Below are 21685 nucleotides of genomic sequence, written 5' to 3'. Positions count from 1 at the left end.
GGTCTGCTCGGCGGCCTCGGCAGCGTCCTCTGACGACATGCGTCGAAACGAGCCCCCGCCGAAACCCCGACCCTCGGCGGGGGCTCGTTCGGGTCAGTCGGTGAGGAACCAGCCTCGCACCGTTGCCTCGTGGTCGAGATACCGCTCGCCGGAGACGTCGACGACGACCTTGTCGATGGTGCCGCCCGTGAACGGGAACGGCGACCGGTAGTCGGGGGTCACGGGCGACGCGCTGTCGCGGCCGGCGCAGATGCCGTCCCCGACGGCACAGAACGGGCCGGGTTGGGTGACGAGGCGGTCGGTGGCGACCCGCTGGTCGTCGAGGTACAGGTTGAGGGTGCCCGAGAATCCGGGCATGGCCGGGTCCGTGTTCTTCCCTTCGGCGACGAATTCGGCTGTGCAGATGTGTCTTCCGGGTTCGATGGGCCGGTCGGCGACCACTTCCTGCAGGTGTGTACCCACCCAGTTGAACGTGTAGTGCAGCCGGTGGTCCTTGACGTAGAGGCTGTGGCCGCCCGCCGTCCCGCCGTGCGCGTACAACACCCCCTCCGCGTCGGGGGCGGCGACATCGACGCCCGCGGCGATCGTGAACGAGCGGCCGACGATCGAGACGCCGGCCGGCTCCGGCACGTCCGCGCTGCCGGGGTAGTAGACGTACTGGTCCCGGGCGACGCCGGCCCGCGGCCGGTCGGCGAGGATCTGTTCGAGGGTGTTGCGGTCGTCGAGCGGGAGGCCGTTGTAGCGGCCCGCGTAGTAGAACCACATCCCCTTGAGTGCTTCGAGCCGATCGGGTTCGTCGGCCGCGAGGTCGGTGGACTGGGACCGGTCCAGATCCAGGCGGTAAAGCTCCCAGCGGTCGTGGTCGAAGTGGCCCCAGCCCGAAAGCGGCGGATGCTGGGAACAGGCCAGCCACCCGTCGTGGTAGATCGAACGCTGGCCGAGCATGGTGTAGAACTGCGTCCGTTTCCCGGGCACTTCGGGATCGGTGAGTGACGCCGCGAAGCTCTCGCCCTCGATCGGAATCTGTGTGTGGCCCTTCAATGTTTCCGGCGGATCGATGTCGAGCAGCTCGTACAGGGTGGGAACGACGTCGACGGCGTGCACGTACTGCTGCCGTGGTTGTTCCTGTGCCGGGATCTTCGCCGGCCACGACACCAGGCACATGTCGGCGACGCCGCCCTCGTAACCGGCCCACCGCTTCCAGTACGGGAACGGGGTGTCGAACGCCCACGCCCAACCGGTGTTGTAGTGGTTGTACGACACCGGCCCGCCGAGTTCGTCGATGTGCGGCAAGGTCTCCTCGGCGCTGTCGAGCATTCCGTTGAAGAAGCGCCACTCGTTGAACGACCCGTTGGGCCCGCCCTCCCCGCTGGCGCCGTTGTCGGAGATCACGACCACGATCGTGTTGTCGATCTGCCCCGACTCCTCGAGATGGTCGATCACCCGGCCGATCTGGTCGTCGGCGTAGGAGATGTACCCGGCGAACACCTCGGCCATTCGGATGAACAGGCGTTGCTCGTCGTCGGTGAGCGAGTCCCACGGGCGGACGGTGTCGAGCAGCGGCCACGGCTGTCCGTCGGGTCCCGTGGCGTCCGGCTCACCGTGCGGGTTGATCGGCGAGAGCTCGGTGTCCTCGGGGAGCAGGCCGAGTTCCTTCTGGCGCTGCAGGATTCGCGGTCGGATGGCCTCGTATCCCTCGTCGAACACGCCCCGGTACCGGTCGGCCCACTCGGCGAACACGTGGTGCGGGGCGTGCCCGGCCTGCGGGGCGAGATACAGCAGGAACGGCTTCTCGGGTTCGATCACCTTGGCGTCGCGGATGAACTGAATCGACCTGTCCGCCAGGTCTTTCGACAGGTGGTATCCGTCCTCCGGGGTGCCGGGGGCGTCGATGGGGTGGTTGTCGTACACGAGGTCGGGGTACCAACTGCTCGACTCCCCGCCGAGGTATCCGTAGAAGCGTTCGAACCCGCGGCCGAGCGGCCAGCGACCCTTGAACGCCGACATCCCGGTCTCGTCTCCCGGTGTCAGATGCCATTTGCCGACGCAGTAGGTGTTCCAGCCGTGCTCGGCGAGCACCTCCGACAGCAGGCCGCTCTCGAACGGGATCCGGGTGGAGAATCCCGGGTACCCGGCGCTGAGCTCCGCGACCGTCGCCATCCCGTTGGTGGTCGCGTTGCGGCCCGTCAGCAGCGAGGCCCGCGTCGGGGAGCACAGCGCGGTGGTGTGGAAGTTCGCGTACCGCACCCCTCGTTCGGCGATGCGCCGCATGGCTGGGGTCTCCACCGGCCCGCCGAACACGTCCATCGTGCCGTACCCGACGTCGTCCCAGACGATCATCAGCACGTTCGGTGCACCCTCCGGCGCCCGGGGCGCGAGGAAGGGCTCCCAGTCCGGCTCGGAGTCGCGAATGTCGATGTTGATCTTGCCCCGATAGGCCATGGCGGCGCTCCTCGGTCGGCTGACGCGTGGCCCGACGACCGCGGTACCCCCGCTTTGGGGCACACCTCGGCACGCTCGGGCCGTGGACGTCCGAGTCGCGTACACCGTCGAAGTGGGGCACCGCGAATCCGAGCCTATCGCCGCCCCCGGGGCCGCGACAGTGTGAACCTCACGTCGAGGGTGTCGAATGACCGCCGCCGACTGTGGGATTCGGTCATCCGGTGCGTGCGGTGGTCGTGGGGGTCGGCTCGGCGTCGGGAACGGGCTCGGCCACGGGGGCACGGGGCCGGGCCCGCAGGAAGAGGACGTAGAACACGACCAGCAGCGCGGCGCGACCCCAGACACCGATCTCGACGAACACCTCCTCGGTGGAGGCGTCCGCGCCGGCGCCGAGCGCGGCGAAGTACCGGAACACGCCGACACCCATCGCCAGGTCGGCGAGCAGGTAGGCGCCGACCAGCGTCCACGGCACCCGCAGCAGCACCAGGAACGGGATCAGCCACAGCGTGTACTGCGGCGAATGCACCTTGTGCAGCAACATGAATCCGCACAGCATCGCGGCGCTGACCGCCACCCACGGGTAGGTGCCCTCCCGCTGGTGGCGCCGCCACCCCAGCCACACCGCCGCCGCGAACGCGGCGAAGATCAACAGCGGCGACGCCACCGACACGAAGTGGGCGTAGTCGCTGTCCGGGCCCTCCCCCGAGGTGAACAGGTGCCGAACTCCCCAGTACCACACCGAATTCGTGGTGATGTCCGCCTGGCGGTCCGACTGGAACGCGAACGATGCGAGCCACCCCTGCCAGCCCAGCGCGGCGAACGGCAGGTTGATCGCGACCGTCGTCGCGACCGCGGCGCCGGCGACGGCGAGCGCCCCCTTCGGGTCGTACCGGCCGGGCACCGTCGCCGGCAGTTCCCGTCCGCCGATGCCGCCGGTGAACACGTACGCCATCAGCGGCAGCACGAACGCGCCCGGATAGATCTTCAGGCAGAACCCGACCGCCAGCAGCACCGCCGCCAGGGCGCCCCGGGTCCGCAGCGGCACCCGGTCGAATACGGCGACCACGAACACCGCGGCGGTGGCCGCGGCGACCACGGGCAGTTCCCAGTTGTGGAAGGCGTACAGCACCAGCGGCGGTCCCGCCGACCACAGCAGCGCCGACCACCCGGCCAGCCTGCCCAGCATCCACGCGGTCGCGAGCCCGAACGGCGTCAGGATCAGCGCCGAATGCAGCAGGAACTCGGCGTCGGTGTGCGAGCCTACGCCGCCGAGCCACATCAGCAGCCCGCTGAGCACCGGATACTCCACCGTGCCGCCGGTGAGGACCCCCGTGTCGGTGATGCCGCCGGTCAGGTAGGGGAAGACGTGGTTGTCGATGTCGCGGCCGATCCACAGGAACTGGATGTCCGAGTAGCAGACGGACGAGTCCTTGATCCGGTCGAAGACCAGGCTGCGGCCGAGGGCGTCGAACGGGGCGCCGGCGCAGCGGGCCTTGTTCAGGTAGGCCAGGGCCAGCGTCAGGCCGCACACCAGGGTCACGGCGACGGTCGTGGTGGTGCTGGCCCGGGCCGGTGTCCGCATGCGCCCCACCCTAGGTGCCCGGGCGCCGGGACTCGGTTCCGCCGCGGCGAGGGGTGCGATTTCGCAGGTCAGGGGCACCTCGTGTACCCTGCAAAGGTTGCTGACGCAACGACCCTCCTGTCACGGAACGTCCGTGACCGTTTCACAGTCCATAGGAGGTGATGAGGTCTTATGCGTCATTACGAACTGATGGTCATTCTCGACCCCAGCCTGGACGAGCGCACTGTCGCCCCGTCGCTGGATACGTTCCTCAATGTTGTCCGCAAGGACGGCGGCTCCGTCGACAACGTCGACATCTGGGGCAAGCGTCGCCTCGCCTACGAGATCGCCAAGCACAGCGAAGGCATCTACGCGGTGATCGATCTGAAGGCGACCCCGGACACGGTCAACGAGCTGGATCGCCAGCTCGGCCTGAACGAGTCGGTGCTGCGCACCAAGGTTCTGCGCCACAACAAGTGATCCTGTCCGCGCCGGGCCCGACGGCTGTCGTATCGACGCCCTAGGCTCGGGGCATCTGGATTCCACACACTGCAGGAGGAACCACATGGCAGGCGACACCGTGATCACCGTCGTCGGGAACCTGACGGCCGATCCCGAGCTCCGCTTCACCCCCGCGGGTGCCGCGGTCGCGAACTTCACCGTCGCGTCCACGCCCCGCACGTTCGACCGCCAGAGCAACGAGTGGAAGGACGGCGAAGCGCTGTTCCTCCGCTGCAACATCTGGCGTGAGGCAGCGGAGAACGTCGCGGAGTCGCTGACTCGCGGTTCGCGGGTGATCGTGCAGGGCCGGCTCAAGCAGCGGTCCTACGAGACCCGTGAGGGCGAGAAGCGCACTGTCGTGGAGCTCGAGGTCGACGAGATCGGCCCCTCGCTCCGGTACGCCACGGCCAAGGTCAACAAGGCCAACCGCGGTGGCGGTGGCGGCGGTGGCGGCTTCGGTTCCTCGGGCGGCGCGGGCGGTGGACGCCCCGCGGCCGGGCCGGCCGACGACCCGTGGGGCAGCGCCCCGCAGGCGTCCGGTTCCTTCGGTGGCGGTGGAAACGACGAACCGCCGTTCTGACCCTCCGGGGTCGGACGCGATGAACATTGAGAAGTACGGAGAAGGACAATGCCGAAGCCGCCGTTGCGCGACAAGGTGATGAAGAAGAAGGTCTGCACCTTCTGCAAGGAAAAGAACGTGCAGATCGACTACAAGGACACGACGCTGCTGCGTAAGTACGTCAGCGACCGCGGCAAGATCCGCGCGCGCCGTGTCACCGGCAACTGCGTCCAGCACCAGCGGGACGTCGCGGTTGCCGTGAAGAACTCGCGTGAGGTGGCCCTGCTTCCTTACGTCTCTACGGCTCGCTAAGGAAAGGGAGGGAAGACATGAAGCTGATCCTCACTGCTGACGTGGACAACCTCGGTGCGCCCGGCGACACCGTGGAGGTCAAGGACGGCTACGGCCGCAACTACCTGCTGCCCCGCGGCCTGGCGATCGTCGCCACCCGTGGCGCCGAGAAGCAGGTCGAGGGCATCCGTCGTGCCCAGGAGGCCCGCGCGGTGCGCGGCCTGGACCACGCCAAGGAGCTCAAGGCCGCCATCGAGGGCATCGAGGGCATCTCGCTGTCCGTCAAGACGGCCGGCGACTCGGGCAAGCTGTTCGGTTCGGTTACGGCCGCCGACGTTGCCGGCGCCATCAAGGCCGCGGGTGGCCCCGTGGTCGACAAGCGGATCGTCGAGCTGCCGAAGGCCCACATCAAGGCCGTCGGCAAGCACCTGGTGCTGATCAACCTGCACCCGGACGTGACCGCCAAGTTCCACCTGAACGTGGTTGCCGGCTAGTCCGTCACCCCGTTCGACAGCAGGGCCCCGCAGACCCCGGTCTGCGGGGCCCTGCTGTTTGTGTTTCAGGCTCGGTTTCACGCGAAACCGGCAGGTGTACGGGGTTGTGACCGACACCTAAACGAGCGTCCGACAGGTGTCATCTGTCACTGTGTGCCATTTCACGTTGCGAAAGGGGGTGAAATGCGCAACACGCCCGACCTCCGATCGGCGACGACACGCCGGACGAGTCTTCCTCCACAGCTGTGTGAACAGAAAAATGTCGTCTGACCTGCAGTCTTGGGATGTGTGATCTTCGTTATCCTCATGTTGTCCCCAGGTGGTGAACAACCCGTTGCTGGCGATTCCACAATTCATCCACAGCTGTGTGCACAAGCCGTGTTGATCCGGGCGGCCGCTGTGCATAACGTCGTCGCGGGCGTGTCCGCGAGGCGGTCCGGGACGGGTCTTCCGGCCCGACCGGAGAACCGTGTCGGTGTGGGCGCGTATCTATTTCGTATGGTGCCGGTTGCACGGTCTTCTGCAGCGGGCTCGTACTTGCGGGAGAGGACGGTTATCGCGTGGCGGTTGTCGACGATCGTGGGCACTCGGACTACCCGGAGCCGGACGAGCCGCCCCGGGAGGACTTCGGGCGTCAGCCCCCGCAGGACATGACCGCGGAGCAGTCCGTGCTCGGCGGCATGCTGCTGAGCAAGGACGCGATCGCGGACGTGCTCGAGAAGCTGCGCCCCGGCGACTTCTACCGGCCTGCCCATCAGAGCGTGTACGACGCGATCCTGGACCTCTACTCGCGCGGTGAGCCCGCCGACCCGGTCACCGTCGCCGCCGAACTCGAGCGCAAGGGCGAGCTGCGCCGCATCGGCGGTGCGCCCTACCTCGTGACGCTCACCCAGGCGGTGCCCACAGCGGCGAACGCCGGGTACTACGCCGAGATCGTCGCGGAGAAGTCGATCCTGCGACGGCTGGTCGAGGCGGGCACCCGCATCGTCCAGTACGGGTACGCCGGCGCCGACGGTCAGGATGCCTCGGAGGTCGTCGACCGCGCCCAGGCCGAGCTGTACGACGTCACCGAGCGCCGCACCGCCGAGGACTTCGTGATCCTCGAGGAACTGCTGCAGCCGACGATGGACGAGATCGACTCCATCGCCAGCCGCGGCGGTATCTCGCTCGGTGTTCCCACCGGCTTCAGCGAGCTCGACGAGATCACCAACGGCCTGCACCCGGGACAGATGATCATCGTCGCGGCCCGACCCGGCGTCGGCAAGGCGCTCGCCCTCGACACTCCCCTGCCCACCCCGACCGGCTGGACCACGATGGGCGAGGTCGCCGTCGGCGACCGGCTCGTCGACGCGCACGGCAGGCCCACCACCGTCGTCGCCGCGACCGAGGTGATGACCGGGCGGCCCTGCTACGAGGTCGAGTTCTCCGACGGCACCGTCCTCGTCGCCGACGAGCAGCACCAGTGGCTGACGGAGGTCGACGGAACCGCCGCCGTGCGGATCACCGGCGACATCGCCGCCACCGCCGACGCGGGGCACGTGGTGGCCAACACGCGGGCGTTGCAGCTGCCGCACGAGGAGCTGCCGGTGCCGCCGTACTCGCTCGGCGCCTGGCTCGGCGACGGGACCGTGGCCGCGTCGGCGGTCGATCCCGAGGTGGTCATGCGGATCGAGGCCGAGGACGACGCGGACCTCACCGCGATCGGCGACGGCGGCGAGCACCGGATCCCGCCGCGCTACCAGCGCGCGTCCGAGCCACAGCGGCGCACGCTGCTGGCCGGAGTGCTGGACACCGTCGCGGACGTCGAAGCGGACGGCACCGTGCGGGTGTCCGCGCCGAACGCCGACTTCGCCACCGACCTCGCCGAGCTGCTCGCGGGCCTGGGCTACGAGTCCCGGGTCGCCGGCGCGACGGTGACCTTCGCAACCGAGGACGACGTGTTCGGTGGGCCGCGTAAGGCGCTGCTACACAAGAAACTTCGTGGACATCACGCGGAGCGGTGCGGTGTCCGCCGGATCGTCGCCGTCCGCCGCGTCGACAGTGTCCCGGTGCGGTGCGTCGAGGTCGACAACGCCGAGCACCTGTACCTCGCCGGCCACTCCATGGTGCCGACGCACAACTCCACCATCGGCATGGATTTCATGCGCTCGTGCTCGGTCAAGCACGGCATGGCCAGCGTCCTGTTCTCACTGGAGATGAGCAAGACCGAGATCGTCATGCGTCTGCTGTCCGCGGAGGCGAAGATCAAGCTGTCGGACATGCGGTCCGGCAAGATGACCGACGACGACTGGACGCGACTGGCGCGGCGCATGAGCGAGATCAGCGAGGCCCCGCTCTACATCGACGACTCCCCCAACCTGACGATGATGGAGATCCGCGCAAAAGCACGGCGGCTCAAGCAGAAACACGACATCAAACTCGTCGTCCTCGACTACCTGCAGCTGATGACGTCCGGCAAGAAGGTCGAGTCCCGGCAGCAGGAGGTCTCCGAATTCTCGCGTAGCCTCAAGCTTCTCGCGAAGGAACTCGAGGTTCCGGTGGTCGCGATCTGTCAGCTCAACCGTGGCCCCGAGCAGCGTACCGACAAGCGTCCCCAGGTCTCCGACCTCCGTGAGTCCGGCTCCCTCGAGCAGGACGCCGACATGGTCATGCTGCTGCACCGCCCCGACGCCTTCGAACGCGACGACCCCCGCGGCGGCGAGGCCGACATCATCCTCGGCAAGCACCGAGGCGGTCCGACGGCCACGATTACCGTTGCGCACCAACTGCATTACTCACGCTTCGTCGACATGGCGCGGGGGTAGGGTAGGAACAACAGTAGTGGTAGGAGGAGTGTAGGTTCCGCATCTAGCTGGCCATTTCCGGACCTGTATGTCTCGCACTTGTCATAAATCCACGCTGGGTCGCGTTTCGGAAAGGCGCAGGCATCGAGTGCCAACCGAGTCTGGAATTCTTCCGGATTCGAAGGCAACTTCCGCGCTGCGCGGGCGATGAGCGCGACTACTCGGCACCACCGAGCGCCGAACGCTCTGCCAGACAACGGCGTGCCTGACGGGCAGTCATCGAACCGACACGGAGGACAACGAACCCGCGGCACCTGAGTGCCTACTTCTCAGGCTGGCTTGATCTCGCGCTGGTACGCAGCCCATTTCGTGCGGGCTCGATTCGTATCGAGGCAGGCCCGTTCAACTCGATGAGCAGAATCGGAATCGCCTCGTTGTGTACCCGCATGTGACGCAGTATGAGCGCGATCGCGCTGCGGACGTCTGGCTTCTCCCAGGCGGCCAAACCGACTGCTCCGAGTATCGACACCCCCTTCCGCCCGCCATCTTGACTGCTGCGAAGTTCATGCAGGCCGTTGTCAGCCCGAGGGGACTGTGTGGGAGACATCGTCGTTCACCTGAGGTGGGCTGGGCGGCCCCGGAGGTGAGGTGCCCTGGTGCATCTCACCTCCGGATCGGGTTAAGGTCGGACGAGCACCTTGAGTGCCTCGCGGGAGTCCATCAGCCGGTACGCCTCGGCGACGTCGTCGAGAGTGGTCTCGGCGTCGAAGACCTGCCCCGGATCGATCTCGCCGCTGAGCACCTGCGGGATGGCGGCCTCGATGTAGGCGCGGACCGGCGCGGGGCCGCCGTTGAGGGTGACGTTCTTGCCGAACAGTGATCCGAATCCGATCGGTGCGTCCTCGTACTGGGGTACGCCGACGCGGGAGATCACGCCGCCGGGCCGGACGACGCCATAGGCCTGCTCGTAGGCGGGCATGTGCCCGACGGCCTCGAGCACGACGTGCGAGCCCTCCCCGCCGGTGAGCTCGAGGACCTTGGCGATGCCCTCCTCCCCACGCTCGGGGACCACGTCGGTGGCGCCGAATCGGCGCCCGAGGTCGGTGCGGGCCGGGTGTCGTCCCATGAGGATGATCTTCTCGGCACCAAGCTGTTTCGCGGCGAGCACGGCGGACAAGCCGACCGCGCCGTCACCGATCACGGTGACGGTCTTGCCCGGGCCGACGTTGCCCATGTGCGCAGCGTGGTACCCGGTGAGGTAGACGTCCGACAGGGTCAGCAGCGACGGCAACAGCTTCTCGTCGACGTCGGATGGGATGGGAACGAGGGTGCCGGACGCCTGCGGGACACGGACCTTCTCCGCCTGTGCGCCGCCGACACCGTTCGCTCCGTACCAGCCGCCGTGTCGGCAGGCGGTGTGGAAGCCCTCCTTGCAGAACGGACAGGTGTTGTCGGCGAACGCGAACGGGGAGATGACCAGGTCTCCCTGCTTCAGGCCGGTCACCGCATCGCCGACTTCCTCGACGACACCGATGAATTCGTGCCCCATCGGGGACCCCTCGTCACCGGCCGGCATCGAGTGGTAGGGGTGCAGGTCGGACCCGCACACGCAGGTGAGGGTGACGCGGACGATCGCGTCGGTCGGCTCGAGGATGGTGGGGTCGGGTACCTCCTCCACCCGCACGTCACCGGCGCCGTACATGAATGTTGCTCGCATGAAGAAGGTTTCCTGTTCTGGTGGATCTGGTCAGGCTTCGGGGATGGCGAGGCCGAAGTTCTCGAGCGTGATCGCCTCGGGCTCGGGGCCGCCGCGGACACCGGTGTCGAGGGCGTCGATCGCGGCCAGCTCGGTGTCGGTGAGTACGAAGTCGGTGACGTCGAAGTTCTCGGCGATGCGGTGCGGGGTGACCGATTTGGGGATGGCGGAGCGGCCCTGCTGCAGGTGCCAGCGCAGCATCACCTGAGCGGCGGACTTGCCGTGCGCGTCGCCGATCGCGCGGAGCGTCGGGTCGTCGAGGGTGCTGCCGCTGTGGCCGTCGCGGTAGAAGGTGATGCCGCCGATCGGCGACCAGGCCTGGGTGAGGATGCCGTGCTCGGCGTCGGCGGCGAGCACGTCGGGCTGCCGGAAGTAGGGGTGCACCTCGACCTGGTTGACGGCGGGAACCACGGTGGCCACCCCGAGCAGCCGGTCGAGGTGGTCGGCCATGAAGTTGCTGACACCGATCGATCGGACCCTGCCGTCGGCGAGCAGTGTCTCGAGCGCCCGGTAGGCCTCGACGGTGAGATCGAACCGGGTCGGGAGCGGCTGGTGCAGGATCAGCAGATCGATCTGGTCCACGCCGAGCTTGCCGGCACCCTTGTCGAACGCGTGCAGGGTCGCGTCGTAGCCGTAGTCACTGATCCAGACCTTGGTCTCGATGAAGAGGTCGGAGCGGTCCAGTCCGGACCGGCGGATCGCTGCACCGACCTCACGCTCGTTGCCGTAGGCGGCGGCGGTGTCGATGTGTCGGTATCCGGTACGCAGCGCGGACTCCACCGCGGTGATCGTCTCGGCCGGGGGTGTCTGGTAGACGCCGTAGCCGAGGGCGGGCATGGTGACGCCGTTGTTCAGCGTCAGGGTGGGGACGGGATTCACAGGCATGCCTTCCACGGTAGGAACGGTGGGCGGAATCAGGGAGGGTCTGTTGTTACCTCGTTCGCGGGAAGTTCGCCGCGCGCCGGGCGTGACGAGCCCGACGGCGGCCGCGAGCGCCCCCTCCATCAGTGCCACCGAGGCAAGCATGGCCGCCGGGTACGAGTCCGTTGCGGCGAGGGCGAGGCTCGGTCCGAGTGCTCCGCCGAGTTGGTGGACCGAGTTCAGGATGCCGGGCGCGGGTGAAGTACACGACGAGGATGATCGCGAGGATCGAGGACGAGCGTGGTGAGCCGCTCGCCGTCGTGCCGCGCGGTGGCGTGCGGGTGTGGGTCATGACGTCCAGGCAAGCCCGGTTGCGCCGCTCGGGGAGTGCCGGTCGTGCCCGGTACTGCCAGTACCTCCCATGTGCGGTGCTCCGGTCGTACCGTCGAAGGCATGGATCTGAAGGCGGAGACGGGTGAGTTCCTCGCCTCGAGGCGTGCCCGGATCACACCCGACAAGGCGGGACTGCCGGCGTACGGCGGGAACCGCCGGGTGCCGGGACTGCGACGCGAGGAGGTGGCGATGCTCGCCGGGGTGAGCGTCGACTACTACACCCGGCTCGAGCGCGGCAATCTCAGCGGTGTGTCCGAGTCGGTGCTCGAGGCGTTGGCCGAGGCGTTGCAGCTCGACGAGGCGGAACGCGGCCACCTGTTCGACCTCGCGCGGGCCGCGAACGCGTCCGGGGCCGCACGGTCCCGGGCGCGCCGGAAGTCGCCGGCGACGCTGCGCCCCGCCGTGCAGCGAATCCTCGACTCGATGGAGGGGCTGCCCGCGTTCGTGCGCAACGGTCGGCTCGACGTGTTGGGGGCGAACTTGCTGGGCCGCGCGCTGTACGCGCCGATGTACGACTCGCCGGAGAGGATCGCGCACCAGCCCGTGAACACCGCGCGGTTCCACTTCCTGGACGGCGATGCGGCCCAACAGTTCTGGGGAGAGCGGTGGGAGAAGACGGCGCACGACGCCGTCGCCATCCTGCGTGCCGAGGCAGGGAAGAACCCCTACGACAAGGAGCTCATCGCACTCGTCGGGGAACTGTCCACGCGTAGTGAGGATTTCCGCCGGATGTGGGCGTCGCACGACGTGCGCTACCACCGCAGCGGAACGAAGGTCTTCCACCATCCGGCGGTGGGGCGGCTCGAACTCGCCTACGAGGCGCTGGAACTTCCCGCGGACGCAGGCCTGCAACTCAACGTCTACACCGCCGTGCCCGGGTCGCCGTCCGACGACGGACTCAAGCTCCTCACCTCGTGGGCGGCCACGACGCTGGCAGCAGCCCCGGCCACGGTCGAGTCAACCGAATCTCGAAAGGTCAACTGATGCAGAAGCTGTCGAAACCTTCCACGATCAAGAACCCGCCCGAGCAGTTCACCGGGGACGTGTGGCTCGACCCGATTGCGGTACCGCAGGACGGGGATCAGCGGATGGTTGTTGCCCGTGTGCGGTTCGCGCCGGGTGCCCGCACGGCATGGCACTCGCACGCGCGTGGACAGACACTGCATGTGACGTCGGGCATAGCCCTCGTGCAGTCCCGAGGCGGCGACGTCGTCGAGGCGCATCCTGGCGAGACGGTGTACTGCCCTCCCGGGGAGGAGCACTGGCACGGTGCCACCCCCGACGACTTCATGGAGCACCTCGCGATGCTCGAGAACGCCGATGACCCGGACACCACCACGACATGGCTCGACCACGTCACCGACAGGGAATACCTGCGCCGCTGAACGTGGGTCGGGGGCGGTGCGACACCAACGATCGAGTGGACGCGGAGGCTGCCCCGCACCTCTGGTTCCCTATGTTGTTCCGCCGCCGTCCGTCGCACTGCTCCCTGCCCTGTCCACTGGACGAGCCGGCGAGGTGGTCGATGTTGGGCTCCACGTACCCGGAAGGGCTACGAGTTCGTCGCCGATGGACGACTTGAGCCGGACGGGCGCAAGGTTCAGCAGGCGTTTGCATGCTGCCCTCACAACCGAGGTGTGGCCCGGGGGAAAGCGGCACAGAACCCGGGGCCTTCCTTCCCGTGAGGCGACCAGGTCCACGCCCGCGGGACGGTTTCGGTGACCGACTTGTCGACCCCAAGGAGTGCTTCCATATGCTTGGTGTCGCGCACGTCGTAATCGGCGTCCGTCGCGGACTGTTCCACCGATTCAGAACGCTGACCGGCGAGTGACGTGCGTCTCGTCTGGGGCTGCATCCAACCCACGGACGTGTCACACGAGCCGGAAAGGCAGAGGAGCGCAGTGAGCACACCGGAATTGGCACAGTGGAACTCCGAGGAGGCTCTTGCGGAAGCAATGATCCCGATCATCGGCGGCCTACACCGCACGCACTCGGTGACCATCCTGCTTCACAGCCGCTCCCTGGTGAACAAGTCGGTCATCAAGATCATGCGAACCCATCGTTTCGCCCGACAGATCGAAGGCGAGGAGCTGTCCGTCGAGGAGACCTTCCCCTTCCTCGAGGCACTGACACACCTCGATCTCCGGCCGTCCAAGATCGATCTCGGACTGCTGGTGATGGCGTACCGCGCCAACGGCAACGGAGCGTCGATCCCGGAGTTCGTTGCACAGAGCCTTGCCGAACTGGTCAGCACCACGCCGACGTCTCCGCAGCCGCAGGATGTGATCCTCTACGGATTCGGACGTATCGGTCGACTCGTCGCTCGGTTGCTCATCGAGAAGGCCGGCTCGGGTAACGGACTGAACCTGCGTGCCGTGGTGGTCCGAAAGGGCGGCAGTGACGACCTGACCAAGCGTGCCTCGCTGCTGCGTCGTGACTCCGTTCACGGGCAGTTCAACGGCACGATCAAGGTCGACACCGAGAACAACACCCTGATCGCCAACGGCAACGTCATCAAGTTCATCTACAGCAACGATCCGACGAGCGTCGACTACACCGAGTACGGCATCGACAACGCCATCCTGATCGACAACACCGGGATCTGGCGCGACCGCGACGGGCTGTCGAAGCACCTCCGCCCGGGTGTGGCCAAGGTGGTGCTCACCGCACCCGGCAAGGGTGACGTCCCCAACATCGTGCACGGTGTCAATCACCGCGACCTCGACCCGACCGAGAGCATCGTGTCGTGCGCATCCTGCACCACCAATGCCATCGTCCCGCCGCTGAAGGCCATGGACGACGAGTTCGGCGTCGTGCGAGGCCACGTCGAGACCGTGCACTCGTTCACCAACGACCAGAACCTGCTGGACAACTACCACAAGGCGGACCGTCGTGGTCGTTCCGCGCCGTTCAACCTGGTGCTCACCGAGACCGGCGCCGCGTCGGCGGTCGCGAAGGCGCTGCCCGAGCTGAAGGCCAAGATCACCGGCAACTCGATCCGCGTACCCACCCCGGACGTCTCCGTCGCGATCCTCAACCTTCAGCTCACCCGTGAGACCACCAAAGATGAAGTGCTCGAACATCTTCGTCAGGAATCGCTGACAGGCGCACTGAGTCGGAACCTCGACTACACCGCTGCGACCGACGCCGTGTCCAGCGACTTCATCGGATCACGCGCGGCGTGCATCATCGACGCGAACGCGGCGATCGTCGACGGCGACACCGCCATTCTCTACGTCTGGTACGACAACGAGTTCGGCTACTCGTGCCAGGTTGTGCGCACCGTCCAGTACCTCTCGGGTGTGGAGTACCCCATCTATCCCGCGACGGACTCCGCTGCCGCGGCGCCGGTCGCTGTGCCTGCCACTGCACAGTGACATCGGCCCCGCGAGGGGGCGTCTGTTCGGGTGGATGCCGTTGCGGCAACGGTATGGGACACAACTGACGCCGACAGGCGGCCGGGTGCACTCGACACCCGGCCGTCGCCGGTGAGTTGGTGATGGTGGTGGAACGGACATCCCTCGCTGCCGCCCGGTTCGATGCCGATGACGCGTCACCCACGTCCGTCCTCCATTGCGGCCGCGGCTGACCCGGATCATCTGACGGCCGTGTCGAGCACAGGCGAGGAAGACCCCCTCCCCGGAGGATCGATTGGGGGAGAGGGTCTTCCGATGGTCTGACCGTCGGCGTCCTCCGTGCGTCGGGGGTGCTACTCGGCGGTCGGCCCCCCGGTGGCGGCGGTGTCGTCGGCGAGGATGCGGTAGATCGCGCGCCGGGCCTCGGTCAGCACGTCGGCCGTGGCCTGCGCCTGCTCGGTGGTGCCGGCGAAGGCCGCCTGCCGGACTGCGCCGGTGAGCTGGTGCATCAGGCCGCGCAGTTCCTGGGCGGGGCGTCCGACGTCGGCGCGGACCTCGTCCCATGGGGTGCCCAGCTCGTCGCGGTGCTCGGTGACGTAGGTGGTGCCCGCCTCGGTGAGTCGGGCATTCTTGCGGCCGGCGACCTTCTCGATGAGGACGAGTCCCTCGTCCTCGAGCTGGGCGAGAGCGGGGTAGATCGAGCCGGGGCTCGGCTTCCACACGCCGTTGCTGCGCTCGGCGATCTGCTGGATCAGTTCGTACCCGTGCATCTCGCCCTCGGCGAGCAGCACCAGCACTGCGGTGCGCACGTCGCCGCGCCGTCCTCGGCCACCACGGCCTCGGCCGCGGCCGCGGCCGACCCGCTCGTTCTCCTGCCCGCGTCCGCCGCGGCGGCCGAGGGGGAACTCACCTCGGGTGCCGCGGTCGCACCGTGGCCCGTGGCCGCCGTGGGGACCGAAGTCTCCTCCGCGGCCGTGGCCGCCACCTCGCTCGCCTCGTCGGCCGTGGCCGCCGGCCTCGGGTCCGCCGTCCAGGCGTCCGTGCTCGCGGCCCGTCCGTCCCGGGCGGCCGCGGCGTCCTCGGCCGCTGATGTCATGTCGGTTCAAATCCTGGATGTTCTCCATGGTGGTTGTTGCCTCTCGTTGATGTTTGTGGATGTCGGTGGCGAGGTCGCTTTCCGACTCTCAGCTCTTCCGATGCCTCAACGATATATCGGCAATAGTTCGAAAGCAAGCATGACGTGGGTCACCCTGGCGTTCGCTGCGTCTCTACGACTGGGTGATTCGCTCGAGCAGCCATGAGTTGATGCCGCTGAGCGCAGTCCGGGCCATGGCCGTGGGGTGGCCGGTGAACCCGTGGGGTGCCGTGGGGTAGATCCGGAGTTCGACCTCGTTGCCTGCGGCGGAGAGCCGGCCCGCCATCGCGAGATTGTCTTCCAGCAACACGTCTTTGCTCCCGACGACCAGCAGTGCCGGGGGAAGGTCGTGGAGGTCGCCGTATACGGGGGAGATGTCCGGTGCGGTGCGATCTGCCACGTGGCCGACGTACGCCCGGATGAAGTACTCATCTGCGATCCGACGGCCGGCCGGGGTCTGCGCGCTCAAGTCATAGGTGCCGAATTGGAGTGCGGCGCCGGTGAACCCGTCGACGGCGCCTCTGTCCCTCAGCCGCAGCAGGGTTGCCAGCGCGAGTGTCGCTCCGGCCGAGCGTCCACCGATCGCCAGTCGGGAGGATCCGAAGCGGGCCTGTGCGTGTTCGATGAGCCAGAGCGCCGCCGTCTCGCAGTCGTCGGGTGCGGCCGGCCACGGGTGCTCTGGTGCCAGCCGGTAGTCGACGCTGACGACGGCGATGCGGAGAGCATCGGCGAGCTCACGGTTCCGGACATCGTCCCGCGCTGCGGAGTCCATGTAGAAGCCGCCGCCGTGGATGTCCAGGTAGACGCCCCGCGCGCGGCCGTCGGTGGGTGTGCAGATCCGTACCGGCACCCGTGCTCCCGCGGCAACGGCCACCTCCTCGATCGCCGGTGGGTCGGCGGGCGACGGCGTGGACCTCGCCGCTCGTACCTCCCGCAACTCCTCGAGAGTGCTTGGGCCGCGGCCGGCCGGCCTCGAGGCGTAGAAGTCGCGAGCCTCATCGACCTGCTCCGCAGGCACGTCGGCCGACAGCACATCCAGCGCGAACCGCACGCGTCCTCCTCATTCCGGGATGGAACGCGGGCGCTGTCGCTGCGCCGCTCTCGGCATTCTCAAACCCTCTGGCGGCAGACGATATCGGGCTCGTCGCGCGGTTGCCCGCCGGAGATTCTGTAACGGATCGTTGCTAGCGGGCGACGATGCTGGTGAATCGCAAACGAATGGGGAGGGAAATCGAATGGGTTCTGCTGTCGACACCTTGGAGTGGATCCGCGAGGGGTACTTGGCCGGTGATCCACTGCGATCGGCGCTCTTCGTCGGGGCGTCGTTCATCACGATGCCGCTACAGCTGCTCGCGACGGTGCTGGGCCGGCCCTTCTGAGCCAGCTCAGCACGGCGGACCACGTAAGCCGCTCTTCCCCGGGCCGGTTCCCGGTCGGGGAAGAGCGGCAGTCGGTTTCGGCCACTCGAATTCGCGCTCACGGAACGAGTCCCACTTCGTAGGCGAAGAATCACGGCGTGTACGCGGTGGCCTTCCGAGGTAGGGCTTGCCCATTTCCCGTTGTGGTTCGGACGCCGACGAACCCGGGTCGAGGAGTATGCGCTACTTCGGTGCCATGCGGATGGCTCCGTCGAGCCGGATGGTTTCGCCGTTGAGCATGGGGTTGTCGATGATGTGGGCGGCCAGTGCGGCGTATTCGGTGGCCTTGCCCAGACGGGAGGGGTGGGGGACCTGTTCGCCGAGTGAACGCTGGGCCTCTTCCGGCAGCCCGGCCATCATCGGGGTTTCGAAGATTCCCGGGGCGATGGTGACGACGCGGATGAGGTGGCGGGCGAACTCCCGGGCGAGGGGGAGTGTCAGGGCCGCGACACCGCCCTTGGATGCGGCGTAGGCGGGCTGGCCTATCTGGCCGTCGAACGCGGCGACGGAGGCGGTGTCGATGATGACGCCGCGTTCACCGTCGATCGGTTCGGTGGCCGAGATCTTCTCCGCGGCAAGGCGGATCACGTTGAACGTGCCGACCAGGTTGATGCGGACGACGCGCTCGAAATCCTCGAGCGGCAGTGCGCCGTTCCGGCCGAGAACCTTGCCGGGGGTGGCGACGCCGGCGCAGTTCACGGCGACCCGCAGGTCGCCCAGGCCGGCCGCGAAGTCGACGGCCTTGGCGATGTCGTCGGCGGAGGTGACGTCGGCGGCGACGAAGTGCGCGCCGTCGCCGATCTCGGCGGCGGCGTCGTGGCCGCTGGAGGTGGGGAGGTCGATCAGGACGACCTGGGCTCCGCGCGCGTGCAGTTCGCGTGCGGTGGCGTTGCCCAGGCCGGACGCGCCGCCGGTGACGATCGCGACGGCTCCGTCGATGTTCATGGTGCTCCTATGGTGTGGGTTCGTGTGCGCGCTCCCGTCACGGAGAGCGCTGTGCCCGAGGCGGTTCGGTGTCAGCGGACGTGCAGGATCAGGGCGTCGCCCTGACCGCCGCCGCCGCAGAGTGCGACGGCGCCGGTGCCACCGCCGCGGCGGCGGAGTTCGAGCGCGAGGTGCAGGGCGATGCGGGCGCCGGACATGCCGAGCGGATGACCGAGCGCGATCGCGCCGCCGTTGACGTTGACGCGCTGCGGGTCGAGTCCGAGCTCGCGGGCGGAGGCGACGCCGACCGCGGCGAACGCCTCGTTGATCTCGACGAGATCGAGGTCGGTCGGGGCGATGCCCTCCCGCTGGCACGCCTTCGCGATGGCGCGGGACGGCTGCGACTGCAGTGTCGAGTCGGGCCCGGCGACCACGCCGTGGGCGCCGATCTCGGCGATCCAGCTCAGCCCGAGCTCCTCGGCCTTGGCCTTGCTCATCACGACGACCGCGGCCGCGCCGTCGGAGATCTGCGAGGCCGATCCGGCGGTCACGGTGCCGTCCTTCGCGAACGCGGGCGGCAGCTTCGACAGGGTCTCGGTGGTGGTGTCGGGGCGGATGCCCTCGTCGGTGGTGAACAGGATCGGGTCGGCTGTGCCATGGCCCGCCCGCCCGCTTCGCCCTGCGCGCTGCGGAATCTCCACGGGCACGACCTCGTCGTCGAACAGGCCGTCCTTCCACGCGCGGGCGGCGTTCTGGTGCGAGGCCGCGGAGAAGGCGTCCTGCTCCTCGCGGGAGACCGCCCGCTCGTCGATGTTGGCGTACTCGGTGAGGTTGCCCATGCCCTGATCGGTGAAGATGTCGTGGAGTCCGTCGAACGCCATGTGATCGCGCATCGTGACGTCGCCGTACTTGAACCCGGTGCGGCTCTTCTCGAGCAGGTGCGGTGCCTGGCTCATCGATTCCTGGCCGCCGGCGACGACGACGTCGAACTCGCCGGCGCGGATCAACTGGTCGGCCATCGCGATCGCGGTGACACCGGACAGGCAGACCTTGTTGATGGTCAGGGCCGGAACATCCATCGGGATGCCGGCTTTGACTGCGGCCTGCCGGGCGGGGATCTGCCCGGCGCCGGCGGTGAGGACCTGGCCCATGATGACGTAGTCGACCTGATCCGGGGACACGCCGGCCTTGTCGAGTGCGCCCTTGATGGCGATGCCGCCGAGGTCGGCGCCGGAGAAGTCCTTCAACGATCCCAGGAGGCGACCCATCGGGGTGCGGGCGCCGGCAACGATCACGGAGGTGGGCATGGGTCTCTTTCGGTGTGGGGAGAGGTCAGCCGGCGAGGTGGCGGCTGATCACGAGGCGCTGAATCTGGTTGGTGCCCTCGAAGATCTGGGTGATCTTCGCTTCGCGCATGTACCGCTCGACGCGGAAGTCGCGGGTGTAGCCGTAGCCGCCGAGCACCTGGACGGCGTCGGTGGTCACCTTCATCGCGGCGTCGGTGGCGACGAGTTTGGCGACCGAGGCGTTGCGGGAGTAGGGCAGTCCGGCGTCGCGCCTGCGGGCAGCGTCGAGGTACGTGGCCCGGGCCGAGTCGACGGCGGCGGCCATGTCGGCGAGCAGGAATCCGAGGCCCTGATGGTCGATGATCTTGCGGCCGAACGTCGCCCGCTCCCGGGCGTAGGCGACCGCCTCGTCGAGGGCGGCCTGGGCGAGCCCGACCGCGACGGCGGCGATGCCGAGGCGACCGGAATCGAGCGCGCTGAACGCGATCTGCAGACCCTGGCCCTCGGCGCCGATGCGCCGCTCGGTGGGCACGAAGGCGTCGTCGTAGTGGGCGGAGGTGGTGGGCACCGCGTGCAGGCCCATCTTCTCCTCGGGCTTGCCGAAGCTCAGCCCCTCGGTGCCCTTCGGGACCAGGAAACACGAGATGCCCTTCGAACCCTCACCGGTGCGGGCGAACAGGTTGTAGAAGTCGGCGATCCCACCGTGGGTGATCCACGCCTTGGCGCCGTTGACCCGGTATCCGCCGTCGGTCGCGGTGGCCTTGCACGCGAGGGCCGCGGCGTCGGATCCGGCCTGCGGCTCGGAGAGGCTGTAGGCGCCGATCGTGTTGCCGCCGAGCATCTCCGGAAGCCACTGCTGCTTCTGCTCGTCGGTGCCGAACGCCATCAATGGATGGCAGGCCAGGCTGTGGACGCTGACCGCCACCGCGACCGAGGCCCAGCGGGCGGCGATCTCCTCGAGCACCTGCAGGTACACCTCGTAGGGCTGGCCCCCGCCGCCCCACTCCTCCGGGTACGGCAGGCTCAGCAGTCCCGCCTCGCCGAGCGTCGCAAACACGCCCTCGGGGTAGGTCTCGGTCTTCTCGTGCTCGTCGACGATCGGTGTCAGGACCTTGTCGGCGACGTCGCGGGTGAGCTGGATCAGATCCCGCGCCTCGTCGGTGGGCAGCAGGCGGTCGACGGCCACGGCTTCTCCTCGCAGATCACACGGAAGGTAGTACTGAATTACGGAGCACAGTACTGTTCACTCGAGAGTACTGCAAGCGGTCCGGCAGTACTATCCACCGTATGGAGACCCGTTCGTCCTTCGCGACCGCCCGACGCACAGAACTGTTCGACGCCCTGGTCGAGCTGTTTCTCGCCGAGGGCTTCGCGCATCTGACGCTCGACGCGATCGCGGCCCGGCTCAAGTGCTCGAAGTCCACCCTCTACACCCTGGCCGGGAGCAAGGAACAGCTGGTCACCGCCGCGACGGTGCACTTCTTCAAGCGTGCGACCGAGCGTGTCGAGGCGAGTGTCTCCGCGACTACCGGCCCGCGCGACCGCATCGCCGCGTACCTGACCGCGGTCGGCGAGGCCCTCGCGGACGCGTCGGACCAGTACATGGCCGATCTGGACGCGCTCACCCCCGCCCGCGAGGTGTACGAACGCAACACCCGCATCGCGGCCCGCCGTGTGCACGAGCTGATCAGCGACGGCGTCGCGACCGGCGATTTCCGGCGGGTGCACGCCGCATTCGCCGCGGACCTCGCCGCGACGATGATGGTGCGGATCCAGCAGGGTGGCGTCCGCGCCGACACCGGACTCGACGACGCGAGCGCCTACCGCGAACTCGCCTCCATCCTCACCGCCGGTGTCAGCGCCTGACCGACCGGGAGCTGCGCGAGTCGCCGGGGCCGGACGCCGTCATATCTTCGACGAGCCCA

General features: G+C 68.1%; 19 protein-coding genes. 10 read left to right on the top strand and 9 right to left on the bottom strand.

Annotated elements, in window-relative coordinates; genetic code table 11:
• Positions 1–93 precede the first annotated feature (93 nt).
• Together ACWEPG_RS03010 and ACWEPG_RS03005 are read right to left on the bottom strand one after the other, a co-directional pair.
• Positions 94–2442 carry an arylsulfatase gene (locus ACWEPG_RS03010; protein WP_452593835.1) on the bottom strand — a complete coding sequence of 783 codons (2349 nt, stop codon included), beginning with the start codon at positions 2440–2442 and terminating at the stop codon, positions 94–96.
• Between the two features lie 214 nt (positions 2443–2656).
• Positions 2657–4024, bottom strand: coding sequence for a glycosyltransferase 87 family protein (locus ACWEPG_RS03005; RefSeq protein ID WP_452593834.1), 1368 nt, complete (start codon positions 4022–4024; stop codon positions 2657–2659).
• A gap of 171 nt (positions 4025–4195) precedes the next feature.
• Between ACWEPG_RS03005 and rpsF the strand changes: the two genes are divergently transcribed.
• The 5 genes from rpsF to dnaB all read left to right on the top strand — a co-directional run bounded on the left by rpsF (position 4196) and on the right by dnaB (position 8652).
• The gene (gene rpsF, locus ACWEPG_RS03000) at positions 4196–4483 is read left to right on the top strand and encodes a 30S ribosomal protein S6 (protein ID WP_450114954.1); all 288 of its coding nucleotides are present in this window, start codon (positions 4196–4198) and stop codon (positions 4481–4483) included.
• A gap of 85 nt (positions 4484–4568) precedes the next feature.
• Positions 4569–5084 (top strand): single-stranded DNA-binding protein, encoded by a 516-nt coding sequence (locus tag ACWEPG_RS02995; RefSeq protein WP_450133763.1) that lies wholly within the window; start codon positions 4569–4571, stop codon positions 5082–5084.
• Between the two features lie 48 nt (positions 5085–5132).
• Entirely contained in the window at positions 5133–5375 is a 243-nt protein-coding gene (rpsR, locus tag ACWEPG_RS02990; protein WP_007537290.1) for a 30S ribosomal protein S18, read from the top strand.
• Between the two features lie 17 nt (positions 5376–5392).
• Entirely contained in the window at positions 5393–5848 is a 456-nt protein-coding gene (gene rplI / locus ACWEPG_RS02985) for a 50S ribosomal protein L9 (RefSeq protein WP_450114956.1), read from the top strand.
• A 560-nt stretch (positions 5849–6408) separates the two neighbouring features.
• Positions 6409–8652, top strand: coding sequence for a replicative DNA helicase (gene dnaB, locus ACWEPG_RS02980; RefSeq protein WP_450114957.1), 2244 nt, complete (start codon positions 6409–6411; stop codon positions 8650–8652).
• Between the two features lie 658 nt (positions 8653–9310).
• On the opposite strand, the gene ACWEPG_RS02975 is transcribed toward dnaB, so the two are convergent.
• A complete protein-coding gene (locus ACWEPG_RS02975) occupies positions 9311–10348 on the bottom strand; it encodes a zinc-dependent alcohol dehydrogenase family protein (protein ID WP_452593833.1) in 1038 nt (345 codons plus the stop codon).
• 30 nt (positions 10349–10378) lie between these two features.
• Positions 10379–11272 carry an aldo/keto reductase gene (locus ACWEPG_RS02970; protein WP_452593832.1) on the bottom strand — a complete coding sequence of 298 codons (894 nt, stop codon included), beginning with the start codon at positions 11270–11272 and terminating at the stop codon, positions 10379–10381.
• Between the two features lie 429 nt (positions 11273–11701).
• Here ACWEPG_RS02970 and ACWEPG_RS02965 point away from each other — a divergent pair, with 429 nt between their 5' ends.
• The 3 genes from ACWEPG_RS02965 to ACWEPG_RS02955 all read left to right on the top strand — a co-directional run bounded on the left by ACWEPG_RS02965 (position 11702) and on the right by ACWEPG_RS02955 (position 15018).
• Positions 11702–12625, top strand: a complete 924-nt coding sequence (locus ACWEPG_RS02965; protein ID WP_452593831.1) for a helix-turn-helix transcriptional regulator — start codon at positions 11702–11704, stop codon at positions 12623–12625.
• Complete coding sequence (locus ACWEPG_RS02960) at positions 12625–13026, top strand: (R)-mandelonitrile lyase (RefSeq protein ID WP_452593830.1); 402 nt, start codon at positions 12625–12627, stop codon at positions 13024–13026. Before ACWEPG_RS02965 ends, ACWEPG_RS02960 begins: the two co-directional genes overlap by 1 nt.
• 516 nt (positions 13027–13542) lie before the next feature.
• Entirely contained in the window at positions 13543–15018 is a 1476-nt protein-coding gene (locus ACWEPG_RS02955) for a glyceraldehyde-3-phosphate dehydrogenase (RefSeq protein ID WP_452593829.1), read from the top strand.
• A 332-nt stretch (positions 15019–15350) separates the two neighbouring features.
• Here ACWEPG_RS02955 and ACWEPG_RS02950 read toward each other — a convergent pair whose 3' ends face one another.
• A complete protein-coding gene (locus ACWEPG_RS02950) occupies positions 15351–16121 on the bottom strand; it encodes a PadR family transcriptional regulator (RefSeq protein WP_452593828.1) in 771 nt (256 codons plus the stop codon).
• Between the two features lie 144 nt (positions 16122–16265).
• Positions 16266–17183 (bottom strand): alpha/beta hydrolase fold domain-containing protein, encoded by a 918-nt coding sequence (locus tag ACWEPG_RS02945; RefSeq protein WP_452593827.1) that lies wholly within the window; start codon positions 17181–17183, stop codon positions 16266–16268.
• Positions 17184–17367: 184 nt separating this feature from the next.
• Between ACWEPG_RS02945 and ACWEPG_RS02940 the strand changes: the two genes are divergently transcribed.
• Positions 17368–17511, top strand: a complete 144-nt coding sequence (locus tag ACWEPG_RS02940; protein WP_450115289.1) for a hypothetical protein — start codon at positions 17368–17370, stop codon at positions 17509–17511.
• 222 nt (positions 17512–17733) lie between these two features.
• Here the strand turns inward: ACWEPG_RS02940 and ACWEPG_RS02935 are convergent, their stop codons facing one another.
• The 3 genes from ACWEPG_RS02935 to ACWEPG_RS02925 form a co-directional block, all read right to left on the bottom strand.
• A complete protein-coding gene (locus ACWEPG_RS02935; protein ID WP_450115290.1) occupies positions 17734–18495 on the bottom strand; it encodes an SDR family NAD(P)-dependent oxidoreductase in 762 nt (253 codons plus the stop codon).
• Between the two features lie 71 nt (positions 18496–18566).
• A complete protein-coding gene (locus ACWEPG_RS02930) occupies positions 18567–19781 on the bottom strand; it encodes an acetyl-CoA C-acetyltransferase (protein WP_452593826.1) in 1215 nt (404 codons plus the stop codon).
• Between the two features lie 25 nt (positions 19782–19806).
• Positions 19807–20946: an acyl-CoA dehydrogenase family protein gene (locus tag ACWEPG_RS02925; protein WP_450115292.1), complete on the bottom strand. Its 1140-nt coding sequence runs from the start codon at positions 20944–20946 to the stop codon at positions 19807–19809.
• Between the two features lie 101 nt (positions 20947–21047).
• Here ACWEPG_RS02925 and ACWEPG_RS02920 point away from each other — a divergent pair, with 101 nt between their 5' ends.
• The gene (locus tag ACWEPG_RS02920) at positions 21048–21626 is read left to right on the top strand and encodes a TetR/AcrR family transcriptional regulator (protein ID WP_450115293.1); all 579 of its coding nucleotides are present in this window, start codon (positions 21048–21050) and stop codon (positions 21624–21626) included.
• Positions 21627–21685 lie beyond the last annotated feature (59 nt).

The sequence above is a fragment of the Rhodococcus sp. NPDC004095 genome (genome assembly GCF_053604015.1).
The sequence above is the reverse complement of the archived record's forward strand: the minus strand, read 5'-3'. Positions and strand labels throughout refer to the sequence as shown.

Coding starts and splice junctions, on each gene's coding strand:
- ACWEPG_RS03010 (WP_452593835.1), bottom strand. CDS start 2,442: ATGGCCTATCGGGGCAAGATCAACATCGACATTCGCGACTCCGAGCCG.
- ACWEPG_RS03005 (WP_452593834.1), bottom strand. CDS start 4,024: ATGCGGACACCGGCCCGGGCCAGCACCACCACGACCGTCGCCGTGACC.
- rpsF (WP_450114954.1), top strand. CDS start 4,196: ATGCGTCATTACGAACTGATGGTCATTCTCGACCCCAGCCTGGACGAG.
- ACWEPG_RS02995 (WP_450133763.1), top strand. CDS start 4,569: ATGGCAGGCGACACCGTGATCACCGTCGTCGGGAACCTGACGGCCGAT.
- rpsR (WP_007537290.1), top strand. CDS start 5,133: ATGCCGAAGCCGCCGTTGCGCGACAAGGTGATGAAGAAGAAGGTCTGC.
- rplI (WP_450114956.1), top strand. CDS start 5,393: ATGAAGCTGATCCTCACTGCTGACGTGGACAACCTCGGTGCGCCCGGC.
- ACWEPG_RS02975 (WP_452593833.1), bottom strand. CDS start 10,348: ATGCGAGCAACATTCATGTACGGCGCCGGTGACGTGCGGGTGGAGGAG.
- ACWEPG_RS02970 (WP_452593832.1), bottom strand. CDS start 11,272: ATGCCTGTGAATCCCGTCCCCACCCTGACGCTGAACAACGGCGTCACC.
- ACWEPG_RS02965 (WP_452593831.1), top strand. CDS start 11,702: ATGGATCTGAAGGCGGAGACGGGTGAGTTCCTCGCCTCGAGGCGTGCC.
- ACWEPG_RS02960 (WP_452593830.1), top strand. CDS start 12,625: ATGCAGAAGCTGTCGAAACCTTCCACGATCAAGAACCCGCCCGAGCAG.
- ACWEPG_RS02950 (WP_452593828.1), bottom strand. CDS start 16,121: ATGGAGAACATCCAGGATTTGAACCGACATGACATCAGCGGCCGAGGA.
- ACWEPG_RS02940 (WP_450115289.1), top strand. CDS start 17,368: ATGGGTTCTGCTGTCGACACCTTGGAGTGGATCCGCGAGGGGTACTTG.
- ACWEPG_RS02935 (WP_450115290.1), bottom strand. CDS start 18,495: ATGAACATCGACGGAGCCGTCGCGATCGTCACCGGCGGCGCGTCCGGC.
- ACWEPG_RS02930 (WP_452593826.1), bottom strand. CDS start 19,781: ATGCCCACCTCCGTGATCGTTGCCGGCGCCCGCACCCCGATGGGTCGC.
- ACWEPG_RS02920 (WP_450115293.1), top strand. CDS start 21,048: ATGGAGACCCGTTCGTCCTTCGCGACCGCCCGACGCACAGAACTGTTC.